Annotated in this window: 21 protein-coding genes; 19 read left to right on the plus strand and 2 right to left on the minus strand. The window is 72.7% G+C overall.

Annotation, left to right across the window (positions count from 1 at the left end; all coding sequences use genetic code 11):
* Positions 1–37 precede the first annotated feature (37 nt).
* Genes hisD through hisF form a run of 8 tightly spaced genes read left to right on the plus strand, consistent with a single transcriptional unit; the run spans position 38 to position 5,750 of the window.
* On the plus strand, positions 38–1,363 hold the full coding sequence (gene hisD / locus IE172_RS04430; RefSeq protein WP_190095709.1) for a histidinol dehydrogenase: 1,326 nt from the start codon (positions 38–40) through the stop codon (positions 1,361–1,363).
* Positions 1,360–2,469: a histidinol-phosphate transaminase gene (locus IE172_RS04435; RefSeq protein ID WP_190095710.1), complete on the plus strand. Its 1,110-nt coding sequence runs from the start codon at positions 1,360–1,362 to the stop codon at positions 2,467–2,469. The genes hisD and IE172_RS04435 overlap by 4 nt, the downstream gene beginning before the upstream one ends.
* Complete coding sequence (hisB, locus tag IE172_RS04440) at positions 2,466–3,059, plus strand: imidazoleglycerol-phosphate dehydratase HisB (RefSeq protein WP_190095711.1); 594 nt, start codon at positions 2,466–2,468, stop codon at positions 3,057–3,059. The genes IE172_RS04435 and hisB overlap by 4 nt, the downstream gene beginning before the upstream one ends.
* A gap of 3 nt (positions 3,060–3,062) precedes the next feature.
* Positions 3,063–3,221 carry a CG2302 family histidine operon protein gene (locus IE172_RS04445; RefSeq protein WP_190095712.1) on the plus strand — a complete coding sequence of 53 codons (159 nt, stop codon included), beginning with the start codon at positions 3,063–3,065 and terminating at the stop codon, positions 3,219–3,221.
* A 4-nt stretch (positions 3,222–3,225) separates the two neighbouring features.
* The gene (hisH, locus tag IE172_RS04450; protein WP_190095713.1) at positions 3,226–3,867 is read left to right on the plus strand and encodes an imidazole glycerol phosphate synthase subunit HisH; all 642 of its coding nucleotides are present in this window, start codon (positions 3,226–3,228) and stop codon (positions 3,865–3,867) included.
* A 4-nt stretch (positions 3,868–3,871) separates the two neighbouring features.
* The gene (priA, locus tag IE172_RS04455) at positions 3,872–4,597 is read left to right on the plus strand and encodes a bifunctional 1-(5-phosphoribosyl)-5-((5-phosphoribosylamino)methylideneamino)imidazole-4-carboxamide isomerase/phosphoribosylanthranilate isomerase PriA (RefSeq protein ID WP_190095714.1); all 726 of its coding nucleotides are present in this window, start codon (positions 3,872–3,874) and stop codon (positions 4,595–4,597) included.
* Positions 4,594–4,998, plus strand: a complete 405-nt coding sequence (locus IE172_RS04460) for a Rid family hydrolase (RefSeq protein ID WP_190095715.1) — start codon at positions 4,594–4,596, stop codon at positions 4,996–4,998. The genes priA and IE172_RS04460 overlap by 4 nt, the downstream gene beginning before the upstream one ends.
* Positions 4,995–5,750, plus strand: coding sequence for an imidazole glycerol phosphate synthase subunit HisF (gene hisF, locus IE172_RS04465; RefSeq protein ID WP_190095716.1), 756 nt, complete (start codon positions 4,995–4,997; stop codon positions 5,748–5,750). The genes IE172_RS04460 and hisF overlap by 4 nt, the downstream gene beginning before the upstream one ends.
* A gap of 3 nt (positions 5,751–5,753) precedes the next feature.
* Here the strand turns inward: hisF and IE172_RS04470 are convergent, their stop codons facing one another.
* Positions 5,754–6,152 carry a VOC family protein gene (locus IE172_RS04470; RefSeq protein ID WP_190095717.1) on the minus strand — a complete coding sequence of 133 codons (399 nt, stop codon included), beginning with the start codon at positions 6,150–6,152 and terminating at the stop codon, positions 5,754–5,756.
* A 23-nt stretch (positions 6,153–6,175) separates the two neighbouring features.
* The gene (locus tag IE172_RS04475; RefSeq protein WP_190095718.1) at positions 6,176–6,811 is read right to left on the minus strand and encodes a TIGR03085 family metal-binding protein; all 636 of its coding nucleotides are present in this window, start codon (positions 6,809–6,811) and stop codon (positions 6,176–6,178) included.
* A 141-nt stretch (positions 6,812–6,952) separates the two neighbouring features.
* Between IE172_RS04475 and hisI the strand changes: the two genes are divergently transcribed.
* From hisI to lgt, 11 genes are all read left to right on the plus strand, one after another.
* The gene (gene hisI / locus IE172_RS04480; RefSeq protein ID WP_190095719.1) at positions 6,953–7,384 is read left to right on the plus strand and encodes a phosphoribosyl-AMP cyclohydrolase; all 432 of its coding nucleotides are present in this window, start codon (positions 6,953–6,955) and stop codon (positions 7,382–7,384) included.
* Positions 7,385–7,395: 11 nt separating this feature from the next.
* A complete protein-coding gene (locus tag IE172_RS04485) occupies positions 7,396–8,889 on the plus strand; it encodes an anthranilate synthase component I (RefSeq protein ID WP_190095720.1) in 1,494 nt (497 codons plus the stop codon).
* 51 nt (positions 8,890–8,940) lie between these two features.
* Positions 8,941–9,588, plus strand: a complete 648-nt coding sequence (locus IE172_RS04490) for a TIGR02234 family membrane protein (RefSeq protein WP_190095721.1) — start codon at positions 8,941–8,943, stop codon at positions 9,586–9,588.
* 119 nt (positions 9,589–9,707) lie between these two features.
* Positions 9,708–9,959: an HGxxPAAW family protein gene (locus IE172_RS04495; protein ID WP_190095722.1), complete on the plus strand. Its 252-nt coding sequence runs from the start codon at positions 9,708–9,710 to the stop codon at positions 9,957–9,959.
* Positions 9,960–10,040: 81 nt separating this feature from the next.
* A complete protein-coding gene (locus IE172_RS04500; RefSeq protein WP_190095723.1) occupies positions 10,041–10,484 on the plus strand; it encodes a DUF2752 domain-containing protein in 444 nt (147 codons plus the stop codon).
* Positions 10,485–10,603: 119 nt separating this feature from the next.
* Complete coding sequence (trpC, locus tag IE172_RS04505; protein WP_190095724.1) at positions 10,604–11,413, plus strand: indole-3-glycerol phosphate synthase TrpC; 810 nt, start codon at positions 10,604–10,606, stop codon at positions 11,411–11,413.
* Between the two features lie 21 nt (positions 11,414–11,434).
* The gene (trpM, locus tag IE172_RS35330) at positions 11,435–11,644 is read left to right on the plus strand and encodes a tryptophan biosynthesis modulator TrpM (protein WP_368858526.1); all 210 of its coding nucleotides are present in this window, start codon (positions 11,435–11,437) and stop codon (positions 11,642–11,644) included.
* A 66-nt stretch (positions 11,645–11,710) separates the two neighbouring features.
* A complete protein-coding gene (gene trpB, locus IE172_RS04510) occupies positions 11,711–12,994 on the plus strand; it encodes a tryptophan synthase subunit beta (RefSeq protein ID WP_190095725.1) in 1,284 nt (427 codons plus the stop codon).
* A complete protein-coding gene (gene trpA, locus IE172_RS04515; RefSeq protein WP_190095726.1) occupies positions 12,991–13,806 on the plus strand; it encodes a tryptophan synthase subunit alpha in 816 nt (271 codons plus the stop codon). The genes trpB and trpA overlap by 4 nt, the downstream gene beginning before the upstream one ends.
* Before the next feature lie 98 nt (positions 13,807–13,904).
* The gene (locus tag IE172_RS04520; protein ID WP_190095727.1) at positions 13,905–14,684 is read left to right on the plus strand and encodes a DsbA family protein; all 780 of its coding nucleotides are present in this window, start codon (positions 13,905–13,907) and stop codon (positions 14,682–14,684) included.
* Between the two features lie 96 nt (positions 14,685–14,780).
* Positions 14,781–15,848, plus strand: coding sequence for a prolipoprotein diacylglyceryl transferase (lgt, locus tag IE172_RS04525; RefSeq protein ID WP_190095728.1), 1,068 nt, complete (start codon positions 14,781–14,783; stop codon positions 15,846–15,848).
* Positions 15,849–16,114 lie beyond the last annotated feature (266 nt).

The raw sequence follows: 16,114 nt of genomic DNA on the forward strand, positions 1-16,114 counted from the left end.
GGACGGTTCGCGATCCCGGTCTGAGAGAATTGAGCACGTGATCTCACGAATCGATCTGCGCGGCGACGCCCTCCCCGAGGGGGCCGCCCTGCGCGACCTGCTGCCCCGAGCCGACTTCGACGTCGCGGCCGCCCTGGACAAGGTGCGGCCCATCTGCGAGGACGTGCATCATCGGGGCGACGCGGCGCTGATCGACTACGCCGAGCGCTTCGACGGCGTGAGGCTGGAGCAGGTGCGGGTCCCGGCCGCCGCCGTCGAGCGCGCCCTGGAGGAACTCGACCCGGCCGTGCGCGCGGCCCTGGAGGAGTCCATCCGGCGCGCCCGGCTCGTCCACCGCGCGCAGCGCCGCACCACGCACACCACCCAGGTCGTGCCCGGCGGCACGGTCACCGAGAAGTGGGTGCCGGTCGACCGCGTGGGGTTGTACGCGCCGGGCGGCCGCGCCGTCTACCCGTCCTCCGTGATCATGAACGTGGTGCCCGCCCAGGAGGCCGGCGTCCCGTCCCTGGCGCTCGCCTCCCCGGCCCAGGCCGACTTCGGCGGGCTCCCGCACCCGACGATCCTCGCCGCCTGCGCCCTGCTCGGCGTCGACGAGGTCTACGCGGCCGGCGGCGCCACCGCCGTCGCGATGTTCGCCCACGGCACCGAGTCCTGCCCGCCCGCGAACCTGGTGACCGGCCCCGGCAACATCTGGGTCGCCGCCGCCAAGCGCTACTTCACCGGGAAGATCGGCATCGACGCCGAGGCCGGCCCGACCGAGATCGCGATCCTCGCGGACTCCACGGCCGACCCGGTGCACGTCGCCTCCGACCTGATCAGCCAGGCCGAGCACGACCCCCTGGCCGCCGCCGTCCTCGTCACCGACTCCGCGGAACTCGCGGACGCGGTGGAGCGGGAACTGAAGCCGCAGGTCGAGGCGAGCAAGCACACCGAGGAGCGGATCGTCCCGGCCCTGTCCGGCCGCCAGTCCGCGATCGTCCTGGTCGACGGCATCGAGGAGGGACTGCGCGTCGTCGACGCCTACGGCGCCGAGCACCTGGAGATCCAGACCGCCGACGCCGCCGCGGTCGCCGACCGGGTGCGCAACGCGGGCGCGGTCTTCGTCGGCCCCTGGGCGCCGGTCTCCCTCGGCGACTACGCCGCCGGTTCCAACCACGTGCTGCCCACCGGCGGTTGCGCCTGCCACTCCTCGGGCCTGTCCGTGCAGTCCTTCCTGCGCGGCATCCACATCGTCGACTACACCGAGGACGCGCTGGCCGAGGTCGCGCACCACGTGGTGACGCTGGCGGAGGCGGAGGACCTGCCCGCGCACGGCGCGGCGATCAAGGCGAGGTTCGGCTGGAAGGTGCCTGAGAACAAGTGAGCTTCGGAATCGACGACCTCCCCGTTCGGGACGAACTGCGCGGCAAGTCCCCCTACGGCGCGCCCCAGCTGGACGTCCCCGTACGGCTGAACACCAACGAGAACCCCTACCCGCTGCCCGAGCCGCTGGTCGAGCGGATCACCGAGCGGGTCCGCGAGGCCGCCCGGCACCTCAACCGCTACCCCGACCGGGACGCGGTCGAACTGCGCACCGCCCTGGCCGCCTACCTGACGAGGACCGCCGGCCACCCGGTCGCCGTCGGGAACGTCTGGGCGGCCAACGGCTCCAACGAGGTCATCCAGCAACTGCTGCAGACCTTCGGCGGGCCGGGCCGTACCGCGATCGGCTTCGAGCCGTCGTACTCGATGCACGGACTCATCGCGCGCGGCACCGGCACCGGATGGATCTCCGGGCCCCGCAACGAGGACTTCACCATCGACCTCGGCGCGGCCGAGAAGGCGATCGCCGAGCACCGGCCCGACGTCGTCTTCGTCACCACCCCCAACAACCCCACCGGCAACGCGGTCCCCGCGTCCACCGTCGTCGCGCTGTACGAGGCCGCCCAGGCGGCCGGGCCGTCGATGCTCGTCGTGGACGAGGCGTACATCGAGTTCAGCCACGGCGGCTCGCTGCTGCCGCTGCTCGACGGACGACCGAACCTGGTGATCTCCCGCACCATGTCGAAGGCGTTCGGCGCGGCGGGCCTGCGCCTGGGCTACCTGGCCGCGCACCCGGCCGTCGTCGACGCCGTCCAGCTGGTGCGGCTGCCGTACCACCTGTCGGCGGTCACCCAGGCGACCGCGCTGGCCGCCCTGGAACACACCGACACGCTGCTCGGTTACGTCGAGCAGCTGAAGGCCGAGCGCGACCGGCTGGTCGCCGAACTGCGCGCCACCGGCTACGACGTCACCGAGTCCGACGCGAACTTCGTCCAGTTCGGCAGGTTCGAGGACTCCCACGCCGTGTGGCGCCGGATCCTCGACCGGGGCGTCCTGGTCCGGGACAACGGCGTACCGGGATGGCTGCGGGTCACCGCGGGCACCCCGGCCGAGAACGACGCGTTCCTCGACGCGGTACGTGAAATCAAGAAGGAGCAGAGCGCATGAACCGCGTTGGACGCGTGGAACGCACCACCAAGGAAACGTCCGTCCTCGTCGAGATCGACCTCGACGGCACCGGGAAGACCGAGATCTCCACCGGGGTCGGCTTCTACGACCACATGCTCGACCAGATCGGCCGGCACGGTCTGTTCGACCTGACCGTGAAGACCGAGGGCGACCTGCACATCGACTCCCACCACACCATCGAGGACACCGCCCTCGCGCTCGGCGCCGCCTTCAGGCAGGCGCTCGGCGACAAGGTGGGCATCTACCGCTTCGGCAACTGCACGGTCCCGCTGGACGAGTCCCTCGCCCAGGTCACCGTCGACCTGTCCGGCCGCCCCTACCTCGTGCACACCGAGCCCGAGAAGATGGCGCCGATGATCGGCGAGTACGACACGACGATGACCCGGCACATCCTGGAGTCCTTCGTCGCCCAGGCCCAGGTCGCCCTGCACGTGCACGTGCCCTACGGCCGCAACGCGCACCACATCGTGGAGTGCCAGTTCAAGGCCCTCGCCCGCGCCCTGCGCTACGCCTCCGAGCGCGACCCGCGCGCGGCCGGCATCCTGCCCTCCACGAAGGGCGCGCTGTAGACCATGAACGGTCTGTCCACCGTCCTGATCGTCGTCGGCCTGTTCTTCGTCGGCGGGATCATCTCCTTCGTCAAGCAGAAGATGCCCACGAGCCTCGTCGTGCTGCTCTCCATCGGCGCGGTGCTGTGCGTGGGCACGGGCCTTCTGTACCTGGAGGTGTGAGCCCTTGAGCACCACCAAGAAGGTCGTGGTCTTCGACTACGGCTTCGGCAACGTCCGTTCCGCCGAGCGTGCCCTCGCCCGCGCCGGAGCCGACGTCGAGATCACCCGTGACTTCGACGCGGCCATGAACGCCGACGGGCTGCTGGTGCCCGGCGTCGGCGCCTTCGCCGCCTGCATGAAGGGCCTCAAGGAGGCGCGCGGCGACTGGATCGTCGACCGCCGGCTGTCCGGCGGACGTCCGGTGATGGGCATCTGCGTCGGCATGCAGATCCTCTTCGCGCGGGGCATCGAGCACGGCGTGGAGAGCGACGGCCTCGACGAGTGGCCCGGCTCGGTCGAGCCGCTCCAGGCCGACATCGTGCCCCACATGGGCTGGAACACCGTGGACGCCCCGGCCGGCTCCGAGCTGTTCGCCGGCCTCGACGCCGACGCCCGCTTCTACTTCGTGCACTCCTACGCCGTCCACGACTGGAGTCTGGAGACGACGAACCCGGCGATGCGCGCCCCGCTGGTCACCTGGTCCACCCACGGCAAGCCCTTCGTGGCCGCCGTGGAGAACGGCGCCCTGTGGGCGACCCAGTTCCACCCCGAGAAGTCCGGCGACGCCGGTGCCCAGCTCCTCACCAACTGGATCGGAACCCTGTAGAGACATGGCCAAGCTCGAACTCCTCCCCGCCGTCGACGTCCGCGACGGCCAGGCCGTCCGCCTCGTGCACGGCGAGTCCGGGACGGAAACGTCCTACGGCTCCCCCCTGGAGGCGGCGCTCGCCTGGCAGCGCTCCGGCGCCGAATGGCTGCACCTGGTCGACCTCGACGCCGCGTTCGGCACCGGCGACAACCGCGCGCTGATCGCCGAGGTGGCCGGGGCGATGGACATCAAGGTGGAACTGTCCGGCGGCATCCGCGACGACGACACCCTCGCCGCCGCCCTCGCCACCGGCTGCACCCGCGTCAACCTGGGCACCGCCGCCCTGGAGACCCCCGAGTGGGTCGCCAGGATCATCGCCGAGCACGGCGACAGGATCGCCGTCGGGCTCGACGTACGCGGCACCACCCTGCGCGGCCGCGGCTGGACCCGCGACGGCGGCGACCTCTACGAGACGCTGGAGCGCCTCGACAAGGAGGGCTGCGCCCGCTACGTCGTCACCGACATCGCCAAGGACGGCACCCTCCAGGGCCCCAACCTGGAGCTGCTGAGGAACGTCTGCGCCGCCACCGACCGCCCGGTCGTCGCCTCCGGCGGCGTCTCCTCCCTGGACGACCTGCGGGCCATCGCCGAGCTCGTCCCGCTGGGCGTCGAGGGCTCCATCGTCGGCAAGGCCCTGTACGCCAAGGCGTTCACCCTGGAAGAGGCCCTGGAGGCTGTGTCCCGATGACGTTCGATGCCGTACGGCGCGTGCAGAGCCAGAACCCCTGGGAGGAGACCCTCGGTTCCGCGCGCGCCGTGGCGGCGGGCGACCGCGTCCTGGTGGCCGGCACGACCGCGTTCCGGGGCGACGTGCTGTACGGGGAGGGCGACCCCTACGAGCAGGCCAAGGTGGCCTTCACCAACGCGCTGGAGGCGATCGGGGAGTTCGGGCTCGGCATCGGGTCCGTGATCCGCACCCGCATGCACCTCGCCCACGTGCGGGACGTCGACGCCGCCGGGCGCGCGCACAAGGAACTGTTCGACGCGGTGCGCCCGGTCACCACCCTGCTGGTGGTCGAGGGCTTCGTCGACTCGCGCGTACTGGTCTCAGTGGAACTCGAAGCATTCAGAGGAGCCGTGGATTCATGACCCTGGCGGTCCGAGTCATCCCCTGCCTGGACGTGGACAACGGCCGGGTCGTCAAGGGTGTCAACTTCCAGAACCTGCGCGACGCGGGCGACCCCGTCGAGATGGCCAAGGTGTACGACGCCGAGGGCGCCGACGAGTTGACGTTCCTCGACATCACCGCCTCGTCCGGCAACCGCGAGACGACCTACGACGTGGTGCGCCGCACCGCCGAGCAGGTGTTCATCCCGCTGACGGTGGGCGGCGGTGTCCGCACCACCGAGGACGTGGACCGGCTGCTGCGCGCGGGCGCCGACAAGGTCGGCGTCAACACCGCGGCCATCGCCCGGCCCGACCTCATCCGTGAGATCGCCGAGCGCTTCGGCCGGCAGGTCCTGGTGCTGTCCGTGGACGCCCGGCGCACGGAGTCCGGGTCCTTCGAGGTCACCACGCACGGCGGCCGCCGGGGCACCGGCATCGACGCCGTGGAGTGGGCGCACCGCGCCGCCGAACTCGGCGCGGGCGAGATCCTGCTGAACTCCATGGACGCCGACGGCACCAAGGACGGCTACGACCTGGAGATGATCGCCGCCGTCCGGAGGCACGTCACGGTGCCGGTGATCGCCTCCGGCGGCGCCGGGAAGCTCGGCGACTTCCCGCCCGCCGTCGAGGCGGGCGCGGACGCCGTCCTCGCCGCCTCCGTCTTCCACTTCGGCGATCTGCGCATCGGCCAGGTCAAGGACACGCTGCGGGGCGCAGGCCACCCGGTGCGCTGAGGCTCAGCCCTTCGGCTGGGCGAGCTGGATCAGGTTGCCGACCGTGTCGTCGAGCACCGCGGCGATCACCGGGCCCTGCTCCCGCGGGTCCTCGACGAAGTGGACGCCCTCCCCGCGCAGCCGCTCGTACTCCGCGCGGAGGTCGTCCACCGAGAACACCATCGCCGGCAGCCCCGCCTCCCGCACGGCCCGGCGGTACGGCTCGGCGATGGGGCCCTGGCCCGGCTCCAGCAGGAGCTCCAGGTCCCGCTGGGCGCCCCCGCGGGCGCCCACGGTGACGAACAGCGTCCCGTCGCCGAGGTCCATGTGGGTACGCGTCTCGAAGCCGAGGACACCGGTGTAGAAGGCGTGCGCCTTCGCCACGTCGTCGACGTACACACTGGTCATGGCCACTTTGATCACGAGGTGCGCCTTTCGGGTGCGGATCAGATGCCGAGCTGTTTGGTCTCGCGCAGCTTCGCGATCGCGTCCTCGTCGCCCTCCAGTCCGACCTTGGCCGCGCTCTGCCGGCCGTAGGCGAACAGCACCAGTTCGGACGGCTCCCCGGTCACCGTGACCACGGGCGTGCCGCGGTGCGCCACCACCGTCCGGCCGTCCGGGCGGCGCAGCACCAGCCCCGTCGGAACCCCGCGCCCCATCAGACGCGCCGAGCGCTCCAGCCGCGACCACAGGGCGTCCTGGAACACGGGATCCAGTTCGCGCGGCGTCCACTCCGGCTGGGCCCGGCGGACGTCCTCGGTGTGGACGTAGAACTCGACGATGTTCGACAGCTCGTCGACCTGCTTGAGCGAGAAGGGCGAGAAACGCGGGGGACCGGTCCGGATGAGCTGGATCAGCTCCTCGTAGGGCTTGGCGGCGAACTCCGCCATCACCCGCTCCAGACGCGACGCGAGCTGCTTGACCAGCATGCCGCCGGCCGCGTCGGGGCGGCGCTCCCGCACCACCACGTGGGCGGCGAGGTCCCGGGTCGTCCAGCCCTCGCACAGGGTGGGGGCCTCGGGGCCCGTGGTCTCCAGCAGATCGGCCAGAAGGAGTCGTTCACGCTTCGCATGGGTCGACATGCCAGCCAGCCTACGGCCGGCCGGCACGTCCGCCCACCCGGTACCCGGCCACCGCACCTCGACGGGTGGCCCGAGCGACACCGTTCCCAATCGGTGGACGACTGCGCGGGCGCACCCGGCCCTCGCGGCACAATGGTCCGCATGACCAGCACGCCCGCCCGTCGCCCGGCCACCCCTCCTCACCAGGACGCCGCGCGCCCCGGTGCTCCCGCCGGCGGCCTCGACCCGGAGATCGCCGCGCGGCTCAAGCGCAGCCCGGACGGCCTCCTGCCCGCCATCGCCCAGCAGTACGACACCGGTGAGGTGCTGATGCTGGGCTGGATGGACGACGAGGCGCTGCACCGCACGCTCACCACCGGCCGCTGCACCTACTGGTCGCGCAGCCGCCGGGAGTACTGGGTCAAGGGCGACACCTCCGGCCACTTCCAGTGGGTGAAGTCGGTCGCCCTGGACTGCGACGCGGACACCGTGCTGGTCAAGGTCGACCAGGTCGGCGCGGCCTGCCACACCGGGGCCCGCACCTGCTTCGACGCCGACGTGCTGGTGGCGGGCGTCCCCGCCGCGGATCAGTAGGGTCGGCCGGTATGGACCTCGAGACGTTCCGCAAGCTCGCCACCGACCGCCGGGTCGTCCCGGTGACCCGCAAGCTCCTCGCCGACGGCGACACCCCGGTCGCGCTCTACCGCAAGCTCGCCGGCGAACGCCCCGGCACGTTCCTGCTGGAGTCGGCGGAGAACGGGCGGTCCTGGTCCCGCTACTCCTTCGTCGGCGTCCGCAGCGCCGCCACCCTCACCGAACGCGACGGACAGGCCCACTGGGAGGGCACCCCGCCCGTCGGCGTCCCCGTCGACGGCGACCCGCTCGGCGCCCTGCGCGCCACCCTCCAGGCCCTGCACACCCCGCGCGACCTCACCCACGACCTCGGCCTGCCGCCCTTCACCGGCGGCATGGTCGGCTACCTCGGCTACGACATCGTGCGCCGCCTGGAGAGGATCGGCCCCGGCGAACGGGACGACCTGCGACTCCCCGAGCTGACCATGCTGCTCACCAGCGACCTCGCCGTCATGGACCACTGGGAGGGATCCGTCTGGCTGATCGCCAACGCGATCAACCACAACGACCTGGAGACCGGCGTCGACGAGGCGTACGCCGACGCCGTGGCCCGCCTCGACGCCATGGAGGCCGACCTGACCCGCGCGGTGGCGCAGCCCCCGGCCGTGCTGCCCCCGTCCGAACTGCCCGGGTACACCGCGCGGTGGGGCGGCCCCGACTTCCGGAAGGCCGTGGAGGACGTCAAGGAACGCATCCGCGCCGGGGAGGCCTTCCAGGTCGTCCCCTCCCAGCGGTTCGAGACCCCGTGCACGGCGAGCGCCCTCGACGTCTACCGGGTACTGCGCGCCACCAACCCGTCCCCGTACATGTACCTGTTCCGCTTCGACGGCTTCGACGTCGCCGGTTCGTCCCCCGAGGCGCTGGTGAAGGTCGAGGACGGGCAGGCCATGCTCCACCCCATCGCCGGCACCCGGCACCGCGGCGCCACCCCGCAGGAGGACCAGGCCCTCGCCGACGAACTCCTCGCCGACCCCAAGGAGCGGGCCGAGCACCTCATGCTCGTCGACCTGGGCCGCAACGACCTCGGACGGGTCTGCGAACCCGGCTCGGTCGAGGTCGTCGACTTCATGTCCATCGAGCGCTACTCGCACGTCATGCACATCGTCTCCACGGTCACCGGCCGGGTCACCGGCGACCGCACCGCCTTCGACGTGCTCACCGCCTGCTTCCCGGCCGGCACGCTCTCCGGCGCGCCCAAGCCCCGCGCGATGCAGATCATCGACGAACTCGAACCGTCCCGGCGCGGACTGTACGGCGGCTGCGTCGGCTACCTCGACTTCGCCGGGGACTCCGACACCGCCATCGCCATCCGCACCGCCCTGCTGCGGGACGGAACCGCCTACGTCCAGGCCGGGGCCGGGATCGTCGCCGACTCCGACCCGGTCGCCGAGGACACCGAGTGCCGCAACAAGGCGGCGGCGGTGCTGCGCGCGGTGCACACGGCGAACCGGCTGCGGCCGGCCTGAGACGTCCGGGACGAACCCCCGGCTGTCGGTTCGCCCGGGGTTCAGGCGATAGTGGAGGGCGTGACTGCCGTACCCACCCCCCGTCCCGAGGCCGCCGGCTCCGCCCGGACCAGCCGCCTCACCCTCGCCGTCGCCCTGCTGTCCGGCGCCCTGGGCGCGGCCGTGGCCCTGCTCGCCTCCCGGCAGCAGTGGTCCGAGGGCACCGTCACGGTGGCCGGAGGCCCCTTCCCGCTGACCGCCCGGGGCAGTGACGTCACCGGCGTCCCGGCCTCCCTGGCCGTCGTGGGCCTGGCCGCGCTCGTCGCCGTGTTCGCCGTCCGCCGGGCCGGCCGCCTCGCCGTCGCCGCGCTGCTCGCCCTCTCCGGGGCGGGCACCATCGCGGCGGCGCTGCTCGGGGCGTCCGACCGGGGGGCGCTGGACGAGCAGGCGGCGAAGGCGTCCGGCGACACGTCGGCGACGGTGGAGGCCCTCAGCCACACGGCGTGGCCGTACGTCGCCGCGGTGGGCGGCGCGCTGCTGCTGGTGGCGGGGCTGCTGGCGCTGCGGTACGGGCGGCTGTGGCCGGCGATGTCCGGGCGCCACGAGCGGGACGGGGCGGCGGCGCGGCCCCGCCGGAAGCAGGCGGCGCGGGTCGACCCGGACCGTCCGGAGGACCTCTGGAAGGCGCTCGACCGGGGCGAGGACCCGACGGGGGCCTGACGGGTCCCCGCGACCGTCCCTCACCCGTCCGGTACCCCCGGTCACCCGGGACGGCCGGGTGCGGGACAATGATGCCGAGCGCCCTGCTCAGACACGTACACAGCAACGAGGAGCATGCAATGGCGGGCAGCAACCACGGTCACACCCCGGCCGCCTGGACCGGTGTCATCATCGCCTTCATCGGTTTCTGCGCCGCGGGCGCGTTCATGGTGATGGACCAGCCGGTGGGCTTCTGGGCGAGCATGGGTGTCGTACTCCTCGGCGGTGTCGTCGGCGCCATCATGCGCTCGATGGGCATGGGCCAGCCGAAGAGCGCCCACCCCGTGCACCGGACCACCGGTGAGGACGCCCCGGCCGCCGCCCGCGGCTGAGTACCGGCCTGCACCCGTGACAGGGGCGGCGCGGCCCGCACGGCGGAGCCCGAACCGCCCCTGACCCGTTCCCGGGGCACAATGCACCCCGTGAACGCCCCCAGCCCCAGCGCGCCCCGCCGCGCCGGCCGGGCGGCCCGGCCGGCCGTCCCCGCCGCGATCCTCGCCGCCGTCGCCGGAGCCTTCGCCTACGTCGGTGCCGTCGACCCCAACGAGCCCGGCCACTACCCCGTCTGTCCGCTGCTGCACCTCACCGGCCTGTACTGCCCCGGCTGCGGCGGACTGCGCAGCGCGCACGCCGTCGCCCACGGCGACCTGCCGGCCGCGCTGCAGGCCAACGCCCTCGCCGTGCTCGCCTATGCGTGCTTCGCCGTGCTGTGGACCGTCTGGGTGGTCCGCGCGGTACGCGGCCGGCCGCCCCTGCGGATCGACCCGCCCCCGGTGCTCCTGTGGTCCCTGGGAGGTTTGCTGCTGGTCTTCACCGTTGTCCGGAACCTGCCGTTCGGCGGCTGGTTGCATCCTTGACCAGCGGGTGAATGTCCAGCTAGTGGACCGTGGAGCGGCCGGATGCGAGGCAAACGCCCTGCTCCGGATACCATCGCAGTGACCACGGAAGACCGACCGCAAGGAAGGGGGCCGCTCGCGTGAGTGTGCTCGACGAGATCATCGACGGAGTCCGTGCCGACCTCGCGGAGCGGCAGGCGCGCGTGAGCCTCGACGAGCTCAAGGAGCGCGCGGCGAAGGCCCCCGCGGCCAAGGACGGCGTGGCGGCCCTGCGCGGCGACGGCGTCAAGGTGATCTGCGAGGTCAAGCGGTCCAGCCCCTCCAAGGGCGCGCTGGCCGCGATCGCCGACCCGGCCGCACTGGCCGCCGACTACGAGGCGGGCGGCGCCGCCGTCATCTCCGTGCTCACCGAGGAGCGCCGCTTCGGCGGCTCGCTGGCCGACCTGGAGGCCGTCCGGGCGCGCGTGGACATCCCCGTGCTCCGCAAGGACTTCATCGTCACCTCGTACCAGCTCTGGGAGGCCCGCGCGTACGGCGCCGACCTCGCGCTGCTGATCGTGGCGGCCCTCGACCAGGCGGCCCTGGAGTCGCTGATCGAGCGCGCCGAGTCGATCGGGCTCACCCCGCTCGTCGAGGTCCACGACGAGGACGAGGTCGAGCGCGCGGTCGACGCCGGCGCCAAGGTCATCGGGGTCAACGCGCGCAACCTCAAGACCCTCGAGGTCGACCGCGGCACCTTCGAACGGGTCGCCCCCGAGATCCCCGCCCACCTGGTCCGGGTCGCCGAGTCCGGCGTCCGCGGCCCGCACGACCTCATCGCCTACGCCAACGCGGGCGCCGACGCCGTCCTGGTCGGCGAGTCCCTCGTCACCGGCAAGGACCCCCGGACGGCCGTCTCCGACTTGGTGGCGGCGGGCGAGCACCCGGCCCTGCGCCACGGCCGCGGCTGAACCGCCGGTAGGCTGACCCCGATGACGATCTCCCGCCTCGCCCGTGGCTGCCGGCCCCGCGGCTGCCGTGCCCCCGCCCGCAGGGTGCACGGCCGCAGGGTCCGCTACGTCATCGGCGACGAACCGGGACAGGTGAACGGGCGGCGATGGCAGCGCGCCCCACAGGGGCGCGGGGCTGTCACGGAACATCCCACTCCGTCGCGCGAGCGCGACCGGCCGCGTACGGCCTGAGGCCGGCCGACCACCCCGCCCCCACGGCGAACAGTGCCCGACACACACTCACCGTGAGGTTCACGCATGCCCAGCACCTTCTTCATCCCCGATCCGGAGGGGCAGGTCCCCAGCGCCGAGGGCTACTTCGGCGCCTTCGGCGGCAAGTTCATCCCCGAAGCCCTCGTCGCGGCGGTCGACGAGGTGGCCGTCGAGTACGACAAGGCCAAGGCCGACCCCGAGTTCGCCCGTGAACTCGACGACCTGCTGGCCCACTACACCGGCCGCCCGAGCGCGCTCACCGAGGTCCCCCGCTTCGCCGCGGAGGCGGGCGGCGCCCGGATCTTCCTCAAGCGCGAGGACCTGAACCACACCGGCTCGCACAAGATCAACAACGTGCTCGGCCAGGCCCTGCTCACCAAGCGCATGGGCAAGACCCGCGTCATCGCCGAGACCGGCGCCGGCCAGCACGGCGTGGCCACCGCCACCGCCTGCGCCCTCTTCGGCCTCGACTGCACGATCTACATGGGCGAGATCGACACGCGGCGCCAGGCCCTGAACGTGGCGCGGATGCGCATGCTCGGCGCCGAGGTCATCGCCGTGAAGTCCGGCAGCCGCACCCTGAAGGACGCCATCAACGAGGCGTTCCGCGACTGGGTCGCCAACGTCGACCGCACCCACTACCTGTTCGGCACCGTCGCCGGCCCGCACCCCTTCCCGGCGATGGTCCGCGACTTCCACCGCGTCATCGGCGTCGAGGCCCGCCGCCAGCTCCTGGAGCGCGCCGGACGGCTGCCCGACGCCGCGATCGCCTGCGTCGGCGGCGGCTCCAACGCCATCGGCCTGTTCCACGCCTTCATCCCGGACGCGGACGTACGCCTCATCGGCTGCGAGCCGGCCGGGCACGGCATCGAGACCGGCGAGCACGCGGCCACCCTCAGCGCCGGCGAGCCCGGCATCCTGCACGGCTCCCGCTCCTACGTCCTCCAGGACGACGAGGGCCAGATCACCGAGCCGTACTCCATCTCGGCCGGACTGGACTACCCGGGCATCGGACCCGAGCACTCCTACCTCAAGGACAGCGGCCGCGGCGAGTACCGCGCGGTGACCGACGACGCCGCCATGCGGGCCCTGCGCCTGCTGTCGCGCACCGAGGGCATCATCCCCGCCATCGAGTCCGCCCACGCCCTCGCCGGCGCCCTGGAGGTCGGCAGGGAACTGGGCCCGGACGGGCTGATCCTCGTCAACCTGTCCGGCCGCGGTGACAAGGACATGGACACCGCCGCCCGCTACTTCGGGCTGTACGACACCGACGCCGAGGTCGCCGCCGACGAGGCCGGCACCGCCGAGATCGAGGGGGACGCCAAGTGAGCGGCAACGTGCGACTGCTGGACGACACCCTCGCCGCGGCGAAGGCCGAGGGCCGCTCCGCCCTCATCGCCTACCTCCCGGCCGGGTTCCCGACCGTGGACGGCGGCATCGAGGCGGTCAAGGCCGCCCTGGAGGGCGGCGCCGACGTCGTCGAGGTGGGCCTGCCGCACAGCGACCCGGTCCTGGACGGCCCGGTCATCCAGACCGCCGACGACATCGCCCTGCGCGGCGGGGTGCGGATCGCGGACGTACTGCGCACGGTCCGCGAGGCGCACGCGGCCACCGGCAAGCCGATCCTCGTCATGACCTACTGGAACCCCGTCGACCGCTACGGCGTCGAACGGTTCACCGCCGAGCTCGCCGAGGCGGGCGGCGCCGGCTGCATCCTGCCCGACCTGCCCGTGCAGGAGTCGGGACCGTGGCGGGAGCACGCGGAGAAGCACGGGCTCGCCACGGTCTTCGTGGTCGCGCCCAGCAGCAGGGACGAGCGGCTCGCCGAGATCACCGCGGCCGGCAGCGGCTTCGTCTACGCCGCCTCCCTGATGGGCGTCACCGGCACCCGCGAGTCGGTCGGCGCGCAGGCCGAGGACCTGGTGCGGCGCACCCGCGCCACCACCGGCATCCCCGTCTGCGTCGGCCTGGGCGTCTCCAACCCCGCCCAGGCGGCCGAGGTCGCCCGCTTCGCCGACGGGGTGATCGTCGGCTCGGCCTTCGTCAAGCGGATGCTGGACGCCCCCGACGACGCGGCCGGCGTCGAGGCCGTCCGCGCGCTCGCCGGCGACCTCGCCAAGGGCGTACGCGGACGGGCGTGACCGGGCGGGGACCACGCGAGTAGTCGTACGAGTCCCTCGTACGGGTGGACCTGGGACCGGGGAGGCGCTGAGCGCCTCCCCGGTTCGTTCTGCGGGGTGTGAGCGAGAAGAACCGTGAGGGAAAGCGCACCGCCCGGGAGCGGCTGGCGGTCGAGCGCGAGAAGCAGAAGGCGGCGGAGAAGCGGCGCCGCGCCCTGATCGTGGGCGCGAGCGTGGTCTGTGTCCTGGGGCTCGCGGCGGTGATCGGGGTCGTCGCGGCCAACTCCGGGGGTGACGACGGCGAGAGCGCGTCGTCGGGCCCGGTCGTGGCGCCCTCCGGCGCCCTCGGCAAGGACGGCACCGCCATCCCGGTCGGCGAGCCGGGCGCCAAGGCGACGCTCACGGTGTGGGAGGACTTCCGCTGCCCGGCCTGCAAGTCCTTCGAGGAGGCCTACAGCCCCACCATCCACGAGCTGACCGACGCCGGCCGGCTCAAGGTGGAGTACCACCTGGTCACGCTGATCGACGGCGCGCTGGGCGGCACCGGCTCCCGCGCCTCGGCCAACGCCGCGGCCTGCGCCCAGGACGCCGGGAAGTTCACCGCGTACCACGACGTGCTGTTCCGCAACCAGCCGCTGGAGCGCGACGACACCTTCGCCGACAACGACAAGCTGATCGACCTGGCCGGCAAGGTCGACGGCCTCGACACCCCCGCCTTCCGCTCCTGCGTCGAGGACGGCACGCACAACAGCTGGGTCGTCAAGTCCAACGACGCGTTCCAGAAGGGCGGCTTCGGCGGCACGCCCACCGTGCTCCTCGACGGCAAGAACATCTACCAGGACAACTCGATGACCCCGCAGAAGCTGAAGCAGATGGTGCAGGACGCCAACAAGGGCTAGCGCCGACTCCCCGGGGAATCCGGGGGTTCCTGTTATGGAGCCGTTGCCGGGCCGCCCGCCGCACGGCCGGTCCGGCACGGTAGCGTCGACCTTGCCATGGAACTTGCCTACATTCCCAGCCCGTCGAGCGGGGTGCTGTACCTCGGCCCCGTTCCGCTGCGCGGCTACGCGTTCTGCATCATCATCGGCGTCTTCGTTGCCGTCTGGCTCGGCAACAAGCGCTGGGTCGCCCGGGGCGGGCGGGCCGGCACGGTGGCCGACATCGCTGTCTGGGCGGTGCCCTTCGGCCTGATCGGCGGCCGGCTGTACCACGTGATCACGGACTACCAGCTGTACTTCAGCGAGGGCCGTGACTGGGTGGACGCCTTCAAGATCTGGGAGGGCGGCCTCGGCATCTGGGGCGCGATCGCCTTCGGTGCGCTGGGCGCCTGGATCGGCTGCCGCCGCCGGGGCATCCCGCTGCCCGCCTACGCCGACGCCGTGGCGCCGGGCATCGCCTTCGCGCAGGCGATCGGCCGCTGGGGCAACTGGTTCAACCAGGAGCTGTACGGGCGGGCCACGGACCTGCCGTGGGCGGTGGAGATCACCTCCTCCTCCGACGGGCGGGTCCCGGGTACGTACCACCCGACGTTCCTGTACGAGTCGCTGTGGTGCATCGGTGTGGCGGTGCTCGTGATCTGGGCCGACCGGCGCTTCAAGCTCGGGCACGGGCGGGCGTTCGCGCTGTACGTCGCCGCGTACTGCGCGGGGCGGTTCTGGATCGAGTACATGCGGGTCGACGAGGCGCACGAGATTCTGGGGCTGCGGCTGAACAACTGGACGTCGGTCCTGGTGTTCCTGCTGGCGGTGCTGTACATCGTGCTGTCGGCCCGGAAGCGGCCGGGGCGGGAGGACGTCGTGGAGCCGGGTGCCTCCGGCGGTGGTGAGGGTGACGGGGCGGCGGGGGCCGGGGCGGGTGCCGGTGAGTCCGAGGGGTCCGAGGACTCGGAGGACAGCAACGGCTCCAAGGACTCCAAGGACTCCAAGGACTCCAAGGACTCCAAGGACTCCAAGGACTCGGAGACCTCCGAGGACACCGGTGACGGTGGAGACGCCGAGGGATCGGGCGGCCTCAAGGAGTCGGAGGACTCGACGGACGGGGCCCGGTCGCTGAAGAAGAGCTGACCGCTCGCTTGTACTGCGCCGAGGGCGCCCGGGGTTTCCGGGCGCCCTCGGTTCTTGCTGGGCGGGGGGTGCGGCGCGGCCCGGCGCCGACGGGGTGCCGTCGCGCCCACCCGTGCCGCCCCAGCGGCACGACTGCCCGCGGAGTGTGTGGAGGGTGGGGGTCGGGCGCGAGCGGTGCGGAGGGTGGGGGTCGGGCGCGGAGGCGATGTGGTGTGGGGGTGCGGAGGGCTGGTGCAGGGGCGGGGGAGGGGTCAGGGGGTGCGGGA

The sequence above is a fragment of the Streptomyces griseoflavus genome, from assembly GCF_014649995.1.
Classification (GTDB): domain Bacteria; phylum Actinomycetota; class Actinomycetes; order Streptomycetales; family Streptomycetaceae; genus Streptomyces; species Streptomyces griseoflavus.